Raw genomic sequence first — 21540 nt, forward strand, 5'->3', positions numbered from 1 at the left:
AGTTATATATTTTTGTCAATGGTGTTGTTTATGAAATTATTTTTTGTTTTAGTATGCACAGCTACTGAAAGTGGAGTCATAAAAGAACGATGTATTTATGTAGAGTAACCTAATATTTGGAAGTCGCAAGGTGTCGAAAAATGTTGATTTTTGAATATTTTTTGAATATAATTCGATTTATGGAGAAAAGGAGGGGTTAATTGTATGAATATTTTAGATCAATTCGTTTCATCAACGAATACGATTCTTTGGTCATATGTTCTTATTGCAATGCTAATTGGTTTAGGGCTTTATTTTTCTATTAAATTAAAATTCGTACAAATTACTCATTTAGGAGAAATGGTTCGATTAATGAGTGATGGACTAACTGGTAAGACACGTAAAAAGGGTAGCGTATCTTCTTTCCAAGCGTTCTGTATGAGTTCAGCAGCTCGTATCGGTATCGGAAACTTAGCTGGTGTAGCGCTAGCTATTTCTATGGGAGGACCAGGAGCTGTATTTTGGATGTGGGTTATTGCGATTATCGGGGCGTCTTCAAGTTTCGTGGAAAGTACGCTTGCGCAAATTTATAAAATAAAAGATGGCAGTGGCTTCCGTGGTGGTCCTGCTTATTATATGGAAAAAGGTTTAAATAAACGTTGGATGGGAATTTGGTTCTCTATTCTAATCACAATTAGTTACGGGTTAATTTTCAACTCAGTACAAGCAAATACAGTTACGTTAGCATTTGAAAATGCATTCGGTTTAGAGCGTTATGTTGTTGGGATTGTATTAGCGGTATTAGTTGCGGTTATTATTTTTGGCGGTGTGAAAAGTATTGCGCGTATGTCAGAAATGATTGTTCCTCCAATGGCACTTATTTATATTGCAGTAGCTATTTTCGTTGTTATTAAAAACTTCTATTTAATACCAGATGTATTTACAGAAATCTTTAAAGGTGCATTCGGTTTAGATTCAGCTGTAGGTGGCGGTATCGGTGCTGCAATGAAATTTGGTATTCAGCGCGGATTATTTGCGAACGAAGCAGGTATGGGTAGTGCGCCGAATGCGGCAGCAACAGCTGATGTAACGCATCCAGCGAAACAAGGTTTTATTCAAACAATCGGGGTTTTAGTAGATACATTTTTAGTATGTACATCAACAGCTTTTATCGTATTATGTTCTGGTGCATATAAAGCAACGAATTTAGAAGGTATTGAATTAACACAAAATGCATTAAGTTCACAAATCGGCCCGTGGGCAAGTAGCTTCTTAGCGATTATTATTTTCTTATTTGCATTTAGTTCACTTCTAGGAAACTACTATTATGGTGAAACGAATATTGAATTCATTAAACAAAGTAAAGCTTGGTTAACAATTTACCGTATTGCGGTAGTTGCAATGGTATTATTCGGTTCTGTTGCGACGCTTAAAGTCGTATGGAACATGGCAGATTTATTTATGGGTCTAATGGTAATTACAAACTTAATTGCGATTACACTTCTTGGGCGATTTGCGTATGCTGCGTTGGCAGACTATGTAAAGCAAAAGAAACAAGGGAAAGATCCAGTATTCAGTGCAGATTCTATTCCGGGTTTAACGAACACAGAGTGTTGGGATAAGCCAACGGTAACGGATAAAGAAAAAGCGGTATAAGAAAAGGCGAGCATCGAGAGGAATTCGATGCTCGCCTTTTTTGTTGCAGTAAATGATGAGAAGGGTGAAAGGTAATTATTAATATAATTTTTGTTTGTTCATTTCTCTCGTTATTTGTAGGTAACGTACTGTCTTAAAAGTATGATTGGTCGAATAGGATGAGTGATTGAGTAGTGGATAAATGCACGTATTGGCTATAGTTTTAAGTGAAAAACATATATATGTTAAGGAATATAACTTATCCATGTCATAAAACCTAACATAAAGTTCTTGATTACTAAAAGTTTTTAGAATATAATTTTCTTATTGTTAGGAAGAGGGGGCAATTCGATTATGGATTTTTTAGCTAAAGTAATTGGGGATGTAAATAATGTCCTTTGGTCATATATTATTATTGCGATGTTAATTGGATTAGGACTCTATTTTTCATTTCGTGTGAAATTCGTCCAAATTCGCTACTTCGGAGAAATGATTCGCCTACTTGGGGACGGGGCGAGTTCAAAGACAAGAAAAGCGCAAAAAGAAAAAAGCGGTGTATCATCATTCCAAGCATTTTGTATGAGTACAGCTTCTCGTGTAGGTACTGGTAACTTAGCTGGTGTAGCTATTGCAATCTCAGCAGGTGGTCCAGGTGCTGTATTTTGGATGTGGTTAATTGCGGTAATTGGGGGTGCTTCTGCGTTTGTAGAGAGCACATTAGCGCAAATTTATAAAGTAAAAGATGGGAACGCATTCCGTGGGGGCCCAGCGTATTATATGGAAAAGGGTTTAAAGAAACGCTGGTTAGGTGTTGTTTTCTCTGTTCTAATAACAGTGAGTTTCGGATTGATTTTTAATGCAGTGCAGTCAAACACAGTAGCGGCAGCTTTTGATGGCGCATTTAAAATGGATAGTAGACTTGTAGGTCTGTTTATGGCTGGTTTACTTGCAATTATTATTTTCGGTGGGGTTAAGCGAATTGCACGTGCAGTTGAAATGATTGTTCCGGTAATGGCAATTATATATGTAGCAGTTGCATTATTCGTTGTTGTAACAAACATTACGGCAATTCCGTATGTATTTAAAGAAATCTTCTTACATGCATTCGGAATTAAAGAAGTAGTTGGTGGGGGACTAGGAGCTGCGATTTTACTAGGAGTAAAACGTGGATTATTCTCAAATGAAGCTGGTATGGGTAGTGCACCGAACGCAGCAGCGACTGCGAACGTAACGCACCCAGTTAAACAAGGTTTCATTCAAACTTTAGGGGTATTTACAGATACATTATTAATTTGTAGTTGTACAGCGTTCATCATTTTATTATCTGATGTACCTGGTGCAGCTGATTTAAATGGAATTCAATTAACGCAACAAGCGTTAAGCCAACATATCGGACCGTGGGCATCTGTATTTGTAGCGGTTGCAATCTTCTTGTTTGCATTCAGCTCATTAGTAGGTAACTATTACTATGGTGAAACAAATATTGAGTTCTTAAATGGAAGTAAAGTGTTATTAACGGCATACCGCATTGCTGTACTTGGTATGGTTATGTTAGGGTCTGTAGCAACAATTCAAATCGTTTGGGACTTAGCAGATTTATTTATGGGGATTATGGCTGTTATTAACTTAGTGGCAATTGTATTCCTTTCAAAGTACGCCTTCGCAGCGTTATCAGATTACGTAAAGCAAAAGAAACAAGGAAAAGATCCAGTCTTTTATGCGGAGTCTATTCCAGGGTTGAACAATACAGAGTGTTGGGATAAGCCGGAAGTAGCAGAGAAAGAAAAAGCTGTATAATAAAGTGAAACTTTAATCAGTGGGAGTTTTACTGCCCGGCAAATAGCGGATAAAAGATGGAACGAGCATCAGTGAAATTTGATGCTCGTTTTTTGTGTAGCTATAAAATAGGAGAAAGGGGCAAAAGACGAACATTAATGAGGGTTTTATATTAAAATGTAATTTTTTTTAGAAAAGTGCGGATATGAGTTGGGATTTATGATAGAATGGAAAATGCCTTTGATACAAGAGGTTTTATGATTTTTCATATCCAGTAAAGTGTTTTGGTGGAGAAATGGAAAGTTCGGATTATTTCTTGTTTTGAATGGTCAGACGTTCAACGTTAATGAAGAGTTAAATGGAGGATTTTATTAATGAAGTTTGTTATGTTTCTTGTAGGATTACTCGTTGTATTCGTACTAGGTTTTCTTATAAGTGCCGATCGAAAGAAGATTAAGTATAAACCAATCGCACTCATGCTTGTAATTCAGTTAGCATTATCGTATTTCTTATTAAATACGCAAGTGGGTTATATTTTAGTAAAAGGAATTTCAGATGGGTTTGGCGCACTTCTTGGGTATGCGGAAGCTGGAATCGTTTTCGTATTTGGTGGCCTTGTTAATAAAGGAGAAGTTTCATTCTTCTTAACTGCATTATTACCAATCGTATTCTTCGCAGTATTAATCGGAATTCTACAACACTTTAAGATTTTACCGATATTTATTCGTGCTATTGGTACTTTGTTAAGTAAAGTAAATGGTTTAGGGAAATTAGAATCATATAATGCAGTAGCAGCTGCAATTGTTGGACAAGCGGAAGTATTTATTACAGTAAAAGATCAATTAAGTAAAATCCCAAAACATCGTTTATATACATTATGTGCATCTTCAATGTCAACAGTATCGATGTCAATCGTTGGTTCTTATATGAAAATGATCGAGCCAAAATATGTAGTAACAGCACTTGTATTAAATTTATTTAGTGGTTTCATTATTATTCATATTATTAACCCGTACGATATTACGGAAGAAGAAGATACACTGAAGTTAGAAAATAAGAAAAAGCAATCATTCTTTGAAATGTTAAGCGAATATATTATGCTTGGTTTCACGATTGCAATTACGGTAGCAGCAATGTTACTTGGTTTCGTAGCATTAATTACAGCAATCAATAGCTTGTTTGATTCAGTTTTCGGTATTACATTCCAAGCTATTTTAGGATATATTTTCTCACCATTAGCATTCGTAATGGGTATCCCGCAAGCAGAGATGGTAACAGCGGGACAAATTATGGCAACAAAATTAGTATCAAACGAGTTTGTTGCGATGCTTGATCTTGGCAAAGTAGCTGGTGATTTATCAGCTCGTACAGTAGGTATTCTTTCTGTATTCCTTGTATCATTTGCGAACTTCTCATCAATTGGAATTATCGCAGGTGCAACGAAAGGTATCGATGAAAACCAATCAAATGTTGTATCATCATTCGGTTTACGCCTTGTGTATGGTGCGACATTAGTAAGTATATTATCAGCGATTATCGTTGGTGTTATGCTATAAAGTGAAACTTTAATCAGTGGGGGGCTTCATCCCCCAGTGATTATTAGTTGAACCAATCGGGCATTTACGGGCAGTTGATCCCTCACCTAACTTCTTTGCTTTCGCTGCATTTTGAGGTGGGATCTTACTGCCAGTTAATGCGGGATAAAAAAGGATGGTTCTAGCTCATAGCTAGGGCCGTTTTTTATGGTTAAATTACATAAAAAAACCAATTAATTAGGAATATATTAACATATGAAAATCTTTTAAAATTTATATTGCATTTCTTCTAGATAACGCTTACAATTTGATTTGTAGGTGGTATCAATTTCAGACTTTTAATACGGTAGGAGAGAAGAGGCTACCTTTTATAAATTGCAATTTATGTAAACGCTTACTGATTTTAGATAACAGTTGAATAGTATTTAGGGGTTTTAAATTTTTTTTAACATCAATGGTCAGACGTCATTCGTTATACGTTATACGACCAATAACTCGTGGGAGAAGTGGAGGATTCACATATGAAAATAGTAATGTTTCTAGTTGGTTTACTTGTAGTGTTTGTACTAGGTTTCCTTATAAGTTCAGATCGTAAGAAAATTAAATATAAGCCAATTGCACTTATGCTTGTCATTCAATTGGTACTTGCGTATTTCTTATTAAATACAAAGGTCGGATTTGTATTAGTAAAAGGGATTGCAGATGGATTTGGCGCTATTTTAAAATTTGCGGAAGCTGGGGTTAATTTCGTATTTGGTGGTTTAGCGAACGATGGACAAGCACCATTCTTCTTAACAGTATTATTACCGATTATTTTCTTAGCGGTATTAATTGGGATCTTGCAACATATTAAAGTTTTACCGATTATCATTCGTGCAGTCGGTTTCGTACTAAGTAAAATTAACGGTTTAGGAAAACTAGAATCATATAATGCGGTAGCAGCTGCAATTGTTGGTCAAGGTGAAGTATTTATTACAGTAAAAGATCAATTAAGCAAATTACCGAAAAATCGTTTATACACACTTTGTGCATCTTCAATGTCAACAGTATCAATGTCAATCGTCGGTTCTTATATGAAAATGATTGATCCAAAATATGTAGTAACAGCACTTGTATTAAACTTATTTAGTGGATTCATTATCGTTCATATTATCAATCCATATGAAGTGAAAGAAGAAGACGATATTTTAGAATTACAAGAAGATAAGAAACAAACATTCTTTGAAATGTTAGGCGAATATATTATGCTTGGTTTCTCTATCGCTGTAACAGTAGCGGCGATGTTAATCGGTTTCGTAGCATTAATTACAGCAATTAACGGTGTATTCGATTCAATTTTCGGAATCACATTCCAAAGCATTTTAGGATATATCTTCTCACCATTAGCATTCGTAATGGGTATTCCAACATCAGAGATGCTAGCAGCGGGACAAATTATGGCAACAAAATTAGTAACGAACGAATTCGTTGCAATGCTTGACCTTGGAAAAGTAGCTGGTGATTTATCAACTCGTACAGTAGGTATTTTATCTATCTTCCTTGTATCATTTGCGAACTTCTCATCTATCGGAATTATCGCAGGTGCAACAAAGAGTATCGATGGCAAACAAGCAAATGTTGTATCATCATTCGGACTAAAACTTGTATACGGTGCAACGTTAGTAAGTATATTATCAGCGATTATTGTTGGGGTTATGCTTTAATAAATTAAGAAAAGCAATGAGCGTAGGCTCATTGCTTTTTTTGTTTAACTTGCTTTATCCAAGTCTTTTTTAAATCGTGGTCTCTCTAAATAAGTTCCCATTCTCCACGCATATTCTATAGGGCCCATTCGGTATTTCTGTAGCCAATAGGTGCTAACGAATAATTGAATTGTATAAATTCCAATGGTCAAAAGAATACCGAAGAAATATCCGATTTTACCGAATAAGTCAAAGCCGTATGCGTAAAAAATTGTTGTTGTGATAATGGATTGAGCTAAGTAATTACTAACCGACATTTTCCCCATATTCGCCATATATGTTAGTAAGCGCGATGCTTTTTTGTAATGGAATAATAAAATAATGGTGCTTCCGTAAAAGAATGTCATGGTTACTGATGTAAGGCCATCGTGTAACATAATTAAAATTGGATGCTTTACGAACACGGCTAAGATTTTAATTGTAAAAGAGAAAATACCAGTGATAAGCCAAATCTTTTTGATAGAAGGTATGTGTTTATCAATCTCAAATAGCCAGCCCTTTTTTCCTACATACATTCCGAGTAAGAAAAGTGGGGACATAAAAATTATTGCGAAAATTGATATGAAAACTAGTCCGAAGAAACCGTTAATCCCAATATAATCGAAAGGACTTTCAGTTAACCTAAAGTTGACATGATCCATATAGCTTCCAGTTTCATGAACTTTATGCTCTTTTTCAATATAAGGAGCAAAATCATTAATATTTGTATTTGGATCAGTTTGATAAGACATAAGTGTAATGAGTGCGAGTAGAATAGTTGCCCAAATCAATAATGTTTTTGGTTTTCTATTTATAAACATCATTAAGAAAATCCCGATAAGTCCGTATGCAAATAAAATATCTCCGGACCAAATAAAGGTACCGTGAATGAAACCTAGTAGTAAAAGAATGCTAATACGTCTTATATATGTGGGGAAAAACTTTTTTCCTTTTGCGATAATACTTTTTTGTAACAAAATAATGCTAAGCCCAAATAAAAAAGAGAATAGGGAAATGAAATTTTGTGTGCCGAAAAATTGAATAAACCAATTAGCACTTTCATCGAGTTTTCCGAAAATATAAGTGGGTTTTTCATTAGCGAATAACCCGAATTGAATTAATGTTATATTAACAAGTAAAATGCCAAATAAAGCGAAACCACGAATTGCATCAACAGCTTCTACACGTTGATTCATTTTTTCTCTCCTCACATATTGTTTTATCCCGCATTAACGAGCAGTAAGACTCCCACCTCAAAATTTGGCGGGGGCAAAGAGGTTAGGTGGGAGATCAACTGCCTGTAAAGACCCGATTAGTTCAACTAATAATCCGTGGTGGATGAACGAACCCCCCACGGATCAAAGTTTCACTTTATATTGAAAATAATACCATTTATTAACTAGTTCTATGTCAAATGCTAGGAAATTTAAGGTGATTTTAAGATAGAAAGCAAATAAAAAAAATCACCTTAATACATTCATTAAGGTGATTAAAATACTACTCAGTTGGAGGCGTAAATGTACGTTTCTCTAATTCAGCATCTAGCATAAATAGTGCGTTTGAATCGCTTGTAATACGTTTTAATTTTTGAATGATGCTATCGAATGAAGCTTCTTCTTCTACTTGCTCATCAACGAACCATTTTAAGAATGTAATTGTTGCATGCTCACGCTCATCCCAAGCAATATCAGATAAGTGATAAATACGTTTCGTTACTTCACGCTCGTGCTCAAGTGCGACTTCAAAAGCGTTCAATACAGATTCGTATTCGTTATTTGGATTATCGAATCCAGTAATAATAGCGCGCTCACCGCGGTCGTTAATATAGTTGTAAAGCTTCATTGCGTGGAAACGCTCTTCTTCAGCTTGTACAAGGAAAAAGTTAGCGAATCCATCATAGCTCTCAGCTGTACAGTAAGCAGCCATTGCCATATAGGCGTGGGCAGAGTAAAATTCAAAGTTCATTTGTTCATTTAATGCGTTATGCAATTTTTTAGATAACATAAAATCCCCCTTAGTATTGTGACAAGAATATTATACCATAGTTGATAATATTCTCATTTGAGTGCTTCGAACCTTTTCGAAAGCTTTGTGACGTGTGCGTCCATAATGTCTTGTAAATCCAAATCATATTTTTGCGAAAGAATAATAAGGTTAGATAGTACATCACCAAGTTCTTCTTTTAGTTCTTGTTTTAGCTCTTCTTCTGTTTTCGCATCTTCATCAGGACGATCGCGGCCGATTTCAATAGCGCGAACAACTCGTGAAACTTCTCCAACTTCTTCAGTTAAGAAATTTAAGCGAATAAAGGCATTATACTGTGACCAGCTTCGTTTTTCGTAAAATTCCTCAACCCATCTTTGAAATGCAACGATATCCATTCCTTCCTCATCTCCTCAATATGTTGTACAATGTCAATTGTATCATAACAATATATAGTTTCGGGGTGTAGGAATGAGAAAGATTTGTGTGTTTGCAGGTTCCAATTTAGGGGAGAGACCAGAGTTTAAAGAGCAGGCAATCCAGTTAGGGAAAATGTTTGTTGAGAACGACTATGAGCTCGTATACGGTGGTTCATGCGTTGGATTAATGGGAGAAGTAGCAAACGAAGTTCTTCGTTTAGGCGGACGTGTAACAGGTGTTATGCCGCGTGGTCTATTTCGAGGAGAAATCGTACATACAGGATTAACAGAATTAATTGAAGTAGAAACGATGCATGAGCGCAAGGCGAAAATGGCAGAGCTTGCGGATGCTTTCATTGCATTACCAGGCGGATATGGAACGTTTGAAGAGCTCTTTGAAGTAGTATGTTGGTCACAAATTGGTATACATAATAAGCCGGTTGGTTTATTGAACATAAAAGACTTTTACGGACCAATTTTGCAAATGGTTGAACGGGCAGCAGAAGAAGGCTTTATGAATCCATCGAATAAAGAGTTAATTGTTTCCGCTGAGACGGCAGATAAACTAATTCATGAAATCCAAAATTACGAGCGTCCTGTCTTGGGGACGAAGTGGAAGCAATTATCATAGTACGTTTTTATAGCGATTTATAGAAACACATGTCTTTTTTATCGTAAAAAGACATGTGTTTTTAATTCAGTTAAATATATTAATGTTAGAATGTATAGTTTTTCGGAAAGGAGAAATAGATGGAGGAGTTTGTGTATTTACGTCCTGTTTTTAAAAGTATTTTAGCAGCGTCTATTCTTGTTATGCTAATTGTTTTAAGACAGAAGAAAGAGCTGATTAATGAGTTTTCGCTTTGGTTTATTTCGATATTGTGTGTTGGTGTTTCAGCGATAACATTGTTTATGTCTGGATTTATCGTTGATGAGTATAGTCTAGGTGGAGATGGACAATCGTTTTGTATGTTTATAGCGATTGGTTGTATCAGTGGTTTGAATTTTGTTATTTATTATAGACGGAAATAAAAGAAGGCATTCCATATTACTTTGGAATGCCTTTATCATTTTGATTACTTTGTTTTTTATACAGGTACCAGCCACCCCAGCCGCCACCAATTGCTACAACAACGAGGAAAGCATAGTCTTTAACCTCGACACGTATATTGAAAATATTAGCTATAAGTAAGACGATTCCAACTGTTATTAACGCAAAAAATGCTCTAATTAAGTAGTCTTTCAACTGAACCACTCCCGCCATTTAAGTAGTAAATGATGAATTTGGAAAAGCTTTTTGGATCTATTTTACTAAAAGGTGTTTCCTATATTTTAACATAGATGAGATTGTAATATATTGATAAAAGTAGGGCGAGGGGTGTGTTAATATTGTCGTGATTTGTCGGTAAATTGATATCCTTTGTCGAATCGTTGATATATTGCTTGTAATGATCGATATAATGAAAAAATCGTTGATATATTGCGAGTTATGATCGATATATTTGAAAAATCGTTGATATAATTTCGTGTACCGTTAAATGCAACCATTACATAAAAAAGCGACTCTGAAAGAGTCGCTTCCGCTTTTAATCTATTATTGATTCAAGAACGCACGTAGCATCCAAGCGTGTTTTTCTAGTTCTGTGTAGATGCCTAGTAGTAGGTCAGATGTCATTTCATCGTCAGAGTCTTGAGCGATTTCCATGCCTTTTTTCAGTTCGACTAGCATCATTTCGTAGTCTTTCATGATTGCCTCGACCATCCCTTCTGCAGTTTCTCCGTAAGCTGCTTCTTGAATAGAAGATAGTTCTAAGTATTCTTTCATTGTTGCTACTGGTTTGCCGCCAATTGCTAAAATGCGTTCTGCAATTTCATCGATGTGAGTAGCTGATTCTGTGTAAAGTTCTTCGAATTTCTCGTGTAATGTGAAGAATTGAGGTCCTTTTACGTACCAATGGAAGTTGTGTAATTTTGTAAATAAAACGCTCCAGTCTGCTACTTGTTTGTTTAATACTTCGATTACTTGTTTGTTCATTATGATCAATCTCCTTTTGAGTTGTTATGTTATATCAATTACTAATTTATAATTATTATAATCTAGTAATTTGTATAAATCAACCCTTTTGCTGGAATTAATTTGAACAAATTATGAACTGTTGTAAATAAAAGGCCCTATTACGGTGAAGTAATAGGGCCTTTGTTTGTTAAACAGCCTTTTGTTTTTCTTCTACATCCTGCCCATCCCAACACTCTGTATTCTGTAAGCCAGGGATAGAACTTGCAAGGAAGACAGGATCTTTACCTTGTTTCTTTTGCTTAATGTAGTCTAATAATGCTGCATAGGCAAATTTGCTAAGGAATGAGATGGCAATTAAGTTTGTGAATACCATTAGTCCCATGAATAAATCAGCTAAACTCCAAACAGTTTGAAGGGCAGCGATTGATCCGAAGAACACCATTCCGACGACTGCAACGCGATAAATCATTAACCATGTTTTGCTTTCTTTAATGAATGCGATATTTGTTTCACCATAATAGTAGTTTCCTAGTAAAGAGCTGAAAGCGAAGAGGAAAATAATAATCGCTAAGAAAGTGCTTGCCCACGGTCCAATTTGTGAACTTAATGCTTGCTGTGTTAATTCAATACCTTCTAAATTTGATCCTTTGTAAAGTCCAGAACATAATACGATAAACGCTGTTGATGTACATACTAAGAATGTATCTACGAAAACACCTAATGCTTGAACAAGTCCTTGTTTTACAGGATGAGATACATCAGATGTTGCTGCTGCATTAGGAGAGCTCCCCATACCTGCTTCTGTCGCGAATAAACCGCGTTGGATTCCGAACTTGATAGCTGCTCCAATACCACCAGCGATGGCTTGGTCTAAACCGAATGCACCGTTAAAGATTTCCATGAAAATGCTTGGTAACATATTGAAGTTGTTAATCACGACAAAAATAGCCACACCAATATAAACAATTGCCATTGGGGGAACAATCATTTCTGTAATGCGTGAAATGCTCTTAATACCGCCAAAAATAATAACTGCAACTAGTAAAGCTAGTAGAGCTCCTACGATCGTTCGCTCTAATCCGAAAGCATTTTCAAACGCTATTGTTACTGTATTTGCTTGTACTGAATTGAAAATTAATCCGTACGCAACTGTAATAAGAAGTGAAAACCAGACACCCATCCAGCGTTTGTTTAATCCTTTTTCCATGTAATATGCTGGGCCACCACGGAACCTGCGTCCATCTTTTACTTTATAAATTTGCGCGAGCGTACATTCTACAAAACTAGTAGCTGCTCCGAGAATCGCGATAAACCACATCCAAAATATTGCACCAGGTCCTCCCATTGAAATTGCTAATGCTACACCAGCTAAGTTCCCGATACCAATGCGAGCGGCTGCACTTAAGCAAAATGCTTGGAATGGAGAGATGCTATCTTTCTTTTTTTCTTTTCGATTAAATCCTTTACTAATTAAACTGACCATCTCACTGAAATGAGTAATTTGGACAAATTTTAATTTGAAAGAGAAATAAAGACCGAAGCCGATTAGCATTGCAATAAGAATATATGACCATAAAATATTATTCGTTACCTCAAGGAATCTGCTAAAGATATCAACCATATAATACACTTCCTTTTTTCTGTAATAAGAAAATTATATGCAAAAAATATACTAGAATCAATTTTTCTAAAAAATGATGTTACTTAAGTGTATTTTATGTTATGATTATGTTACATCGTAATATTTTTAGAATTATTTACATTTTAAAAAACTAAATGTAAAGCGAGAAAGTGGGGATAATTTGAAAGAAGAAACTTTATTGAAAGTAAGCCTTGAGAGTTTAAAAATGAGAAGCAATGTATTTTTTATCATTACATCTTCAAGTATTTTTCTAGGGGCCACTTATTATTACAATAAAAGATTTCCAAATCATAAGTATCCGGAGTGGTTAGAATTTCTAAAATTGGTTGGATGAACAAAAGACTGAAAAACAGAAAATTCAAATAAAATTGTTGAGGAGGAGCTAAATATGAATATTAGAGAAAGTGAACTTCCAGGTATTGGGTATAAATTTCAAATCGTTACGAAAGGTAACGAAAAAATGGTGATTGTGATTCATGATGACGGACGTAGAGAAATGTATCATTTTGATTCAGATCATGAAGAAAGTATTTCTAGTATTTCATTACGTGACTCAGAAGCAAGACAAGTTGCAGCAATATTAGGTGGAATGGTATATAAGCCTAGGGCATTAGAAAATGTTGAGATGGTCTTTGAAGGTTTAGCGATTGAGTGGTTTAAAGTGGAGAATGCAGCTCCAGCAATCGGAAAAACAATTGGTGATCTTGAAATAAGAAAAACGTATAGCGTAACGATAATTGCAGTTATGAAAAAGAATATGAAAAAGCTATTTAATCCAGGACCAGAAACAGTAATTGAAGAAGGCGATATGCTAGTAGTTTCAGGTGAGAGAGAAGAAATTAAAAAAATTATTAATGAGTTACTTTCGAATAGGGGGACTGACTAGATGGATACTTTAATTTTTGAAGTTGGTACAGCTTTAGTTCTAGTGGCAATTGCGGCAGTAATCGCTGGAAAGTTTAAGTTCTCAGTAATTCCTTTTCTAATTGTTCTTGGCATGTTAGTAGGGCCGCACGCGCCGACAATAGGTGTAATCGATCTCAAATTTATTGAAAGTGCAAGTGTAATATCCTTCCTTGGAAGAATTGGCGTTCTGTTCCTTCTCTTCTATCTAGGGCTAGAATTTTCGATGAAGAAACTAATTAAATCCGGACGTTCTATTGCGATTGGTGGAACAATCTATATTCTAATTAACTTTTCACTTGGATTATTATACGGGTTTATCATGGGATTCCCATTACTAGAAATCTTAATTATTGCGGGTATTATTACGATTTCTTCTAGTGCCATCGTTGCGAAAGTATTAGTGGATTTAAGAAGAACTGGTAATAATGAAACCGAACTAATTTTAGGAATTATTATGTTTGAAGATATATTCCTTGCTGTATATTTATCAGTCGTTTCTGGTTTAGTACTTGGGGATCATGCTTCCTTCTTAGGTGCTCTTACTTCAATTGGAATTGCTTTAGGATATATGCTTCTATTCTTTATTGTGGCTAGAAAAGCAACGCCGTTATTAAATAAATTGCTCCATATTAGTTCAGATGAAATCTTTATTATTGTAGTATTTGCTTCGTTATTCTTCATCGCTGGTTTTTCAGAAACAATTCACGTTGCAGAAGCAATCGGAGCACTTCTTTTAGGATTAGTTTTCTCTGAGACAGAGCATAGTGATCGAATTGAACATCTTGTTGTTCCATTTAGAGACTTTTTCGGAGCAATTTTCTTCTTCAGCTTCGGGTTAAGTATCGATCCGTTCTCGTTAGGCGGAGCAATATGGTTAACGCTAGGTGCGGTACTTCTTACGATAATCGGTAACTTTGTAGCAGGGATGATTGCAGGAAGACAAGCTGGATTATCTCATAAAGCTTCTACAAATATTGGATTAACAATCGTTTCAAGGGGAGAATTCTCCATCATTATGGCTAATATCGGTATCGCTGGTGGTTTAATGTCAGTGTTAAAACCATTCTCAGCACTATACGTGCTTATACTATCCATCTTAGGTCCACTTCTGACAAAAGAGTCAAAGAATGTATATAAATTTTTAAATAAAATCTTTAAGTGGGATACGAAGACTAACTAAATTTTAAAAAATAAAAGTACAAGATACTTACTGCTTGTACTTTTATTTTTGGTAAAGAAAACAGTAAAGAGAGGTAAATGATGTTAGGAGAGTTGATTCATTCAGTTTTAGTTTTTCTAGAAGGACTTGGTTATTGGGGAATTATGCTTGGATTGATGTTAGAAGTTATTCCGAGTGAAATCGTATTGTCTTATGCAGGCTATTTAGTATCAACAGGAAGCATTACATTTTGGGGAGCTGTTGCGTTCGGGACAATTGGCGGTGTAATCGCACAACTATTTATTTATTGGATTGGTCGATACGGAGGAAGACCTGTTCTTGAGCGATATGGAAAATATATTTTAATTCAGAAGAAGCATATTGATTATGCAGAAGATTGGTTTAATCGTTACGGAACTGGCGTTATCTTTACGGCACGTTTTATTCCTGTTGTGCGTCATGCTATTTCCATACCAGCGGGTATTGCGAAAATGTCACATGCTAAGTTTATTACGCTAACTACATTAGCTGTTATTCCGTGGTCAATTGTGTTTGTATATTTAGGTTTTAAATTAGGAACAGAGTGGGAAAGTATTAATAAAGTAGCTGGGCCATATGTGAAATATTTTGCACTTGCTGCTATTGTTTGCGCAATTGGTTATTTTGTACTAAAAAAAATTATGAAAAAAAAGTAATTATGGAAAAGAACCTATACTAATATAGGTTCTTTTTATTGTCATTTTTCAAAGGGGGAAAGAGTATGTTTAATATTTACCATATTGTGGCATACATATAGAAAAAGAGAGCTTGGAAAGGGGAATAAAAAGAAATGGAACTCCAGTTTCAAAATGTATATCAACAGGTGGAGAATTGGTATGTGTTGGATTCGGAGCTTCCTTGGGATGTCAAAAGGATTAGAGAGGATTTATTTTCTCTTATTGAAGTATGTAAAACGCCAGTTATTTTTTGTGATACGTGTGATGCAAATCATGTACTTCTATCATTAGGGGAAGAGGAAGAGGAGTTTTTATTCCCCGTAGGTGGTTTTTATCATAAAGAAAAACAATTAATTTTCGTTTGTATGTGGGATGAGTATGAGCAAGTGCTTAAAACACTACTGCATGAATTTCGCCATGCGATGCAGCATAAGAGAGAAGTATTGTATGTTGGAAGTGAATCGTATGAAGAGAGATGGATTGAGAAAGATGCGAGGAAGTTCGCGGAGAGGAAATTAGATGAATATAAAAATAGAAAATTGATGTAAGCATAGTGGAGAAATAGCGCTATGCTTTCTTTGTCACTTACTAAAAATAAGTAATTGACTTCTATAAAGTTTAGTTCTAAACTAATAGTATGAAACGAGCGAGGTGATGAAATGAAAACAGAAGATAGATTAGGACTACTATTATGGTTTCGTTTATCACGTTTTTATAACAAGAGTATTCGTGAGACGAATCAGCATTTGAAAAAATGGAATGTATCTGCCGCTCAGTTTGATGTACTAGCTCAAGTTGGAGGACATAATCGTTTAACGCAGCAAGAGCTTGGGAAGAAGCTATTTGTTACGAAAGGAAATGTCACGCAGCTTTTAAATAAAATGGAGCAGCTGGACTGGATTGGGCGTGAACAAGAAGGTACTACGAAATATATTTCGTTAACAGAAACGGGAAGAGCTTTATATGAGGAGATCGTCCCGCCCCAGGAAACGTTCCAAGCGGAGCAGTTTCATAAATTAAATATAGAAGAACAAAATCAATTATTAAAATTACTAAAAAAATTACAGTAAGAAACAATTTTAAAGTAAATCTTGAATTCGAGATAATATGAGGTGAAGGATATGTTTAGAAAAGTTGATCATAAAAATATGGGTAGAGCAAATCACGGTTGGTTAAATACACATTTTCATTTTTCCTTTGCTAATTATTACAATCCAAATAATATGAGTTTTGGAGCGTTACGTGTTATTAACGATGATTTAGTAGCTGCACAAACTGGGTTTGATATGCATCCGCACCGCGATATGGAAATCATTTCTTACGTTGTAGATGGTGCCTTAACACATGAAGATAGCATGGGGAATAGAGGAACAATTGAGCGTGGACATGTTCAATATATGAGTGCTGGTACTGGTGTATTTCATAGTGAACATAATTTAGGAAATGAAACATTGCGTTTATTACAAATTTGGATTTTACCAGACCGTGCTGATCATAAACCAAACTATGGTGAGTTTAAATTTGATTGGAGTAAACGTGATAATGAGTGGTTCCATATGGTTTCCCCAGTGGAAGGTGATGCGCCAATTCAAATTCACCAAGATGCGAATTTATATTCTTTATCGTTAGAGGCAGGAAAAGAAATTCATTTTCCTGTGAAAGAAGGCCGTCAATTGTACCTTGTACAAATTGAAGGAAGTAGTGTGATAAATGGTGAGATACTTGTTATGCGCGATGCGGCAGAAGCAGTAGAAGAAGATATTCATATTCAAGCGAAAGAGCAATCACACTATTTAGCAATTGAGCTAAAAAAATAACAAAATGTTTATAAAAAAGAGGACACCTGATAGGGTGTCCTCTTTTTGTGTGGAATTATCTGAAAAATGTTTCTCAAATTTTCGGAAGAGGTATCGGGTTAAAAATTCAGAATTTTATAAAAGTGTCAAAAATCTTTATGGGAATGGGGAATGTTATAGTGAAAAAGCAAGTCATTTCATCAGCATTAGCGTTAACTGTTATCGCCGGGGGATTTGGAACGTTTGGAGCAACGACAACGAAAGCGGAAGAACAAAAAATTCAATATCATCAAGAATTTAAAACACCTGCATACATAGGTGAAGAATGGAAAGCACCGGAAGGACTAGATAAAAAAGAGACGGTCTTTCAATATTTAGAAAGTAAGAAAGATATGTTTAAATTAGCAGGAAACATTGATAAACATTTCAATGTCGTTGGGGAAGAAAAAGATGCTGAATCTGGTACGACACATGTGAAGTTAGTTGAGAAACATAATAACATTCCTGTGTATGGTTCAGACCAAACTGTTACACTAGATAAAGAGAATAATGTAAAAGCATTCTTCGGACAAGTTATTCCGAATTTAGAGGATAAAAATATTCCTACCTTTGCAAGTATTAGTGCAGAACAAGCAGAAACAATTGCAAAGGCAGATATTGAAAAAGAAGTTGGTAAAGTAAAAAATTATGATGGTGTGAAAAAAGATTTATTTGTGTATGAAAAAGATGGAAACTACTATCTTGCATACTTAGTTAAGGCATCGATTTCAAAACCAGCTCCAGGCTATTGGCATTACTTTGTTGATGCAACAAATGGAAATGTGATTGAGAAATATAATGCTGTAGATAACATTACAGGATTTGGTTACGGAGTATTAGGTGCTAGACAATCATTTGAAATTGCTCAAAATGAGAAGACAGGAGCATTCCATTTATTTGATGGTAAGCGTGGACAAGGTGTTCATACGTTTGATGCAGAGAATATGGATGAAAACTGGTTTAACATATTCTCACAATGGTTTGGATATACAGGTGTCGAAGTAGAAAGTAAAAATAAGTTCTTTGATGACAAAGCAGCGGTTGATGCGCATGTAAATGCAGGGAAAGTATACGATTACTACAAAAAGACATTTAACCGTAACTCTTTCGATGATAAAGGCGCGAAGCTGATCTCCTCTGTTCACGTAGGAGAAAGCTGGAATAACGCAGCTTGGAACGGTATCCAAATGATGTATGGTGATGGAGATGGCAAGACATTTATTCCATTATCTGCTGGCCTAGATGTTATCGGTCACGAATTAACACATGCTGTAACTGAGCATACAGCAAACCTTGTTTATAAAAATGAATCAGGTGCGTTAAATGAATCGTTATCTGATATTATGGGTGTCATGGTTGAGAAGAAGAGCTGGGATTTAGGTGCTGATATTTATACACCTGGTAAACCTGGTGATGCGCTTCGTTCTCTGAAAGATCCAGCATCTATTCCAAACCCATTAAAACCAGGTGAAGGTTATCCAGATCATTACAATAAACGCTACACTGGAACAGCTGATAATGGCGGCGTTCATATTAACAGTAGTATTAACAATAAAGCTGCGTACTTAGTATCTGACGGTGGCACGCATTACGGCGTGAAAGTAACTGGAGTGGGCCGTGAAGCGACAGAAAAAATTTACTACCGTGCTCTTACTAAATATTTAACTGCAAACTCTGACTTTAAAATGATGCGTCAAGCAGCACTTCAGTCAGCAGAAGATTTATATGGTAAAAACTCTAAAGAGTTACAAGCTGTAACGAAAGCTTATGATGCAGTAGGCGTTAAATAATAAGAGAAAAAGACCTGACTATAATGTCAGGTCTTTCTTTATCCAGCAAGCACTGGATTGGTGTAGGCTGATTAAAGTTTCACTTAATTTAGTCACGAATACCTAATGCGATTTTCGCCATACGTGACATACGTTCTTTCGACCATGGTGGATTCCAAACGACATTTACTTCTATTTCGTTTACTTCAGGTACGTTCGTTGATAGTACTTTTTTAACGTCTGATACGATTTGACCAGCCATTGGGCAGCCGATAGAAGTCATCGTCATTGTAATGATAGCATTATTATTTTCATCCGCTGTAACGTCATAAACTAATCCAAGATTGATAATATCAACACCTAGTTCAGGATCAATAACAGCTTCTAAGTTTGCATATAATTTTTCTTCAAATGCTTGTTGTGACATGTGTAGCACCCCCTACAGATTAATGATATCGATTCTCATTATAACGGATATATGTATAATGTGCAGGGAATGAGCTCAAAAAAATATTCCTCTTGAAAGAGGAATATTTTTTTGAGCTATTCAGTTTTAAAATGAGATACGAGTTGATCTAATTCTTCAACCGTTTGTTTCATTTGTTTTGCAGTTACTGTCATTTCATTCATAACAATAACTTTCTGCTCAGCAGATTGTGCCGTTGCGGCTGTTTCACTAGATACTTCATTTGAAATAGAAGCGATGTTATTAAGTGAAGCGTTCATTTCTTCAGCGCTTGCAGCCATTTCTTCAGCAGTTGCTGATATGTCTTGCATTTGAGTTGATACTTTATTTACTTGTTCAACAATTGTTGTGAAAGAAGTACCAGCCTCACGAACGACAGTAATGCCTTCAAATGCTTCAGAACGACCTTTAGACATCATAGAACTAGCTGTTTCTGTATCATTTTGAATTTGATTTAGTAATTGGTTAATATCTGTTGCAGCAGTTTTAGATTGTTCCGCAAGTTTACGGACTTCATCAGCTACGACAGCAAATCCTTTTCCTTGCTCACCAGCACGAGCTGCTTCAATAGAAGCGTTTAAAGCAAGTAAGTTTGTTTGCTCAGCGATATTAGAAATAGATTGTACAGCCGTATCAATATATTTCGTATGGGTGATTAGACGTTCGACTACTTCTGATGTAGCATTTACAGCTTCATGTATCGTTGTCATTTGTGAAACAGATTTTTGGATAACAGTACCTCCATCGTTAGCATGTTCAGATGTAGCTACAGCAAGTTCGGCTACAGATGAAGCAGATTCAGCGATGCGTTGAACGCTTATTGCCATATCATCCATCGCAGTTGAGCTTTCTTCCATACTAGAAGTTTGCGATTGAATACTTGAATTTAAGTTGGACATCGAGCTTTGAACTCGTATTGTTGCCTCGCGTGATGTATTAGTCTTTTCTAGCATATTTTCAGAAGCTGTTTGTACTTCTACAGATGTTTTTTGAACACGATTAATGATATGTTGCAGGTTTGCTAACATTTTATTAAACGATGATGCAATTGCACCGATTTCATCATTGCTATTTACTTGTAGACGGGCTGTTAAGTCGCCTTCTTGAGAGGCTAATTCTTTTAGTTTAGTATCAATTTGCTGAATTGGTTTTACAAGCTTACCAGAGAACCACCATGCAAGAATAATTGCAGTTACAATACAAATAACAAGTGATAAGAAGACAACATATTCAATTCGTAGTGAAGATTGATCGATTTTTTCAATAGATTGTTCGCGTAATTTAGCTTGTTCATTACTGTAATTTGTGAAATCACCAATTACTTTATAAACAGTACCATTTTCTGTAGAAGCTACTTGTAAAGCTTCTTCCCATTTTTGTTCTTTTGCAAGAGTGAATACTTTCTCTTCAATGAACTTTCTCCAAGTGGATCCTAATTCCATTGTGCTTTTCACGGACTGAGAAGTGTTAGGGTTAGAAAGAAGTTGCCCTTTTGTATCTTCAAGACGTTTACTCATCTCATTAAACTTGTCTAATTCGACTTGATCATGTTGTAGTAAATAACCTCTTAAAGCAGAAAGTTGTACTTGATAAGCGTCTCCGCGCTCTTTCAATTCGGTTGCAAGAGGAGAAATTTCTTTTTGTAATGTTTCAGCTTTATGAGACTGATCCATGGTAAAGAATAAAATAAAAGCTAAGGCAATGCCGAATAAAGCACAAATCGTTCCCATCATGAACATTAGTTTTTTTCTGATACTTATAAAATTCATATGATAAAAAGCCTCCTTTGTGAAATCTTAGTATTAGAATTAATTAATGTAAAAAATTGAAAGAAAGCTTTATTCCAGTAGGAATAAAGCTTTCCTCTTTCCTTTAGGAATTATAGCAGACAGAATGGGAGATAGAAAGAGATATTTTAGCGTGAAAAAAGAGAGACTCTAAATCGCTCTTTCTAACAATTTAGAGTTCGTAGAAGTATAAAT

General features: G+C 35.5%; 21 protein-coding genes. 13 read left to right on the top strand and 8 right to left on the bottom strand.

Going from position 1 to position 21540, the window contains the following annotated elements; genetic code table 11:
- Nucleotides 1–204 precede the first annotated feature (204 nt).
- The 4 genes from JDS98_RS21465 (at nucleotide 205) to JDS98_RS21480 (ending at nucleotide 6628) form a co-directional block, all read left to right on the top strand.
- On the top strand, nucleotides 205–1635 hold the full coding sequence (locus tag JDS98_RS21465; RefSeq protein ID WP_001022883.1) for an alanine/glycine:cation symporter family protein: 1431 nt from the start codon (nucleotides 205–207) through the stop codon (nucleotides 1633–1635).
- Between the two features lie 333 nt (nucleotides 1636–1968).
- On the top strand, nucleotides 1969–3411 hold the full coding sequence (locus tag JDS98_RS21470; RefSeq protein WP_000346395.1) for an alanine/glycine:cation symporter family protein: 1443 nt from the start codon (nucleotides 1969–1971) through the stop codon (nucleotides 3409–3411).
- 353 nt (nucleotides 3412–3764) lie between these two features.
- A complete protein-coding gene (locus JDS98_RS21475; RefSeq protein ID WP_000673857.1) occupies nucleotides 3765–4946 on the top strand; it encodes a NupC/NupG family nucleoside CNT transporter in 1182 nt (393 codons plus the stop codon).
- A gap of 500 nt (nucleotides 4947–5446) precedes the next feature.
- Nucleotides 5447–6628, top strand: coding sequence for a NupC/NupG family nucleoside CNT transporter (locus tag JDS98_RS21480; RefSeq protein ID WP_000706852.1), 1182 nt, complete (start codon nucleotides 5447–5449; stop codon nucleotides 6626–6628).
- A 44-nt stretch (nucleotides 6629–6672) separates the two neighbouring features.
- On the opposite strand, the gene JDS98_RS21485 is transcribed toward JDS98_RS21480, so the two are convergent.
- The 3 genes from JDS98_RS21485 to JDS98_RS21495 all read right to left on the bottom strand — a co-directional run bounded on the left by JDS98_RS21485 (nucleotide 6673) and on the right by JDS98_RS21495 (nucleotide 9027).
- Nucleotides 6673–7842: a DUF418 domain-containing protein gene (locus tag JDS98_RS21485; protein WP_097957453.1), complete on the bottom strand. Its 1170-nt coding sequence runs from the start codon at nucleotides 7840–7842 to the stop codon at nucleotides 6673–6675.
- 301 nt (nucleotides 7843–8143) lie between these two features.
- Nucleotides 8144–8650 carry a ferritin gene (locus JDS98_RS21490; protein ID WP_000949410.1) on the bottom strand — a complete coding sequence of 169 codons (507 nt, stop codon included), beginning with the start codon at nucleotides 8648–8650 and terminating at the stop codon, nucleotides 8144–8146.
- A 53-nt stretch (nucleotides 8651–8703) separates the two neighbouring features.
- Nucleotides 8704–9027 carry a MazG nucleotide pyrophosphohydrolase domain-containing protein gene (locus JDS98_RS21495; protein ID WP_000355745.1) on the bottom strand — a complete coding sequence of 108 codons (324 nt, stop codon included), beginning with the start codon at nucleotides 9025–9027 and terminating at the stop codon, nucleotides 8704–8706.
- Nucleotides 9028–9100: 73 nt separating this feature from the next.
- Between JDS98_RS21495 and JDS98_RS21500 the strand changes: the two genes are divergently transcribed.
- Nucleotides 9101–9679 carry an LOG family protein gene (locus tag JDS98_RS21500; RefSeq protein ID WP_001225748.1) on the top strand — a complete coding sequence of 193 codons (579 nt, stop codon included), beginning with the start codon at nucleotides 9101–9103 and terminating at the stop codon, nucleotides 9677–9679.
- A 119-nt stretch (nucleotides 9680–9798) separates the two neighbouring features.
- Nucleotides 9799–10080: a hypothetical protein gene (locus JDS98_RS21505; RefSeq protein WP_000390905.1), complete on the top strand. Its 282-nt coding sequence runs from the start codon at nucleotides 9799–9801 to the stop codon at nucleotides 10078–10080.
- A 16-nt stretch (nucleotides 10081–10096) separates the two neighbouring features.
- Here JDS98_RS21505 and JDS98_RS21510 read toward each other — a convergent pair whose 3' ends face one another.
- From JDS98_RS21510 to JDS98_RS21520, 3 genes are all read right to left on the bottom strand, one after another.
- On the bottom strand, nucleotides 10097–10294 hold the full coding sequence (locus JDS98_RS21510) for a hypothetical protein (protein WP_000656329.1): 198 nt from the start codon (nucleotides 10292–10294) through the stop codon (nucleotides 10097–10099).
- A 348-nt stretch (nucleotides 10295–10642) separates the two neighbouring features.
- Nucleotides 10643–11083, bottom strand: a complete 441-nt coding sequence (locus tag JDS98_RS21515) for a Dps family protein (RefSeq protein ID WP_001041895.1) — start codon at nucleotides 11081–11083, stop codon at nucleotides 10643–10645.
- 169 nt (nucleotides 11084–11252) lie between these two features.
- On the bottom strand, nucleotides 11253–12686 hold the full coding sequence (locus JDS98_RS21520; RefSeq protein WP_199634308.1) for an alanine/glycine:cation symporter family protein: 1434 nt from the start codon (nucleotides 12684–12686) through the stop codon (nucleotides 11253–11255).
- A gap of 409 nt (nucleotides 12687–13095) precedes the next feature.
- Between JDS98_RS21520 and JDS98_RS21525 the strand changes: the two genes are divergently transcribed.
- The 7 genes from JDS98_RS21525 to nprB all read left to right on the top strand — a co-directional run bounded on the left by JDS98_RS21525 (nucleotide 13096) and on the right by nprB (nucleotide 19113).
- Nucleotides 13096–13593, top strand: a complete 498-nt coding sequence (locus JDS98_RS21525; RefSeq protein ID WP_001026079.1) for a cation:proton antiporter regulatory subunit — start codon at nucleotides 13096–13098, stop codon at nucleotides 13591–13593.
- Nucleotides 13594–14793: a cation:proton antiporter gene (locus JDS98_RS21530; protein WP_097957458.1), complete on the top strand. Its 1200-nt coding sequence runs from the start codon at nucleotides 13594–13596 to the stop codon at nucleotides 14791–14793. It abuts the gene before it with no gap.
- A gap of 80 nt (nucleotides 14794–14873) precedes the next feature.
- Complete coding sequence (gene uptA / locus JDS98_RS21535; protein WP_097954405.1) at nucleotides 14874–15467, top strand: undecaprenyl phosphate transporter UptA; 594 nt, start codon at nucleotides 14874–14876, stop codon at nucleotides 15465–15467.
- Nucleotides 15468–15601: 134 nt separating this feature from the next.
- Nucleotides 15602–16036, top strand: a complete 435-nt coding sequence (locus JDS98_RS21540) for a DUF3920 family protein (RefSeq protein WP_000422812.1) — start codon at nucleotides 15602–15604, stop codon at nucleotides 16034–16036.
- A gap of 111 nt (nucleotides 16037–16147) precedes the next feature.
- Nucleotides 16148–16558 (top strand): MarR family winged helix-turn-helix transcriptional regulator, encoded by a 411-nt coding sequence (locus JDS98_RS21545; protein WP_000845485.1) that lies wholly within the window; start codon nucleotides 16148–16150, stop codon nucleotides 16556–16558.
- Between the two features lie 51 nt (nucleotides 16559–16609).
- Nucleotides 16610–17305, top strand: a complete 696-nt coding sequence (locus tag JDS98_RS21550; RefSeq protein ID WP_097957462.1) for a pirin family protein — start codon at nucleotides 16610–16612, stop codon at nucleotides 17303–17305.
- A 158-nt stretch (nucleotides 17306–17463) separates the two neighbouring features.
- Nucleotides 17464–19113, top strand: coding sequence for a neutral protease NprB (gene nprB / locus JDS98_RS21555; RefSeq protein WP_000745149.1), 1650 nt, complete (start codon nucleotides 17464–17466; stop codon nucleotides 19111–19113).
- An 88-nt stretch (nucleotides 19114–19201) separates the two neighbouring features.
- On the opposite strand, the gene JDS98_RS21560 is transcribed toward nprB, so the two are convergent.
- Complete coding sequence (locus JDS98_RS21560) at nucleotides 19202–19519, bottom strand: metal-sulfur cluster assembly factor (RefSeq protein WP_000082520.1); 318 nt, start codon at nucleotides 19517–19519, stop codon at nucleotides 19202–19204.
- Nucleotides 19520–19635: 116 nt separating this feature from the next.
- Nucleotides 19636–21327: a methyl-accepting chemotaxis protein gene (locus JDS98_RS21565; RefSeq protein ID WP_098911473.1), complete on the bottom strand. Its 1692-nt coding sequence runs from the start codon at nucleotides 21325–21327 to the stop codon at nucleotides 19636–19638.
- Between the last annotated feature and the right edge of the window lie 213 nt (nucleotides 21328–21540).

Origin of the sequence: Bacillus cereus group sp. N11, from assembly GCF_016483605.1 — a bacterium.
GTDB classification, from domain to species: Bacteria; Bacillota; Bacilli; order Bacillales; family Bacillaceae_G; genus Bacillus_A; species Bacillus_A toyonensis.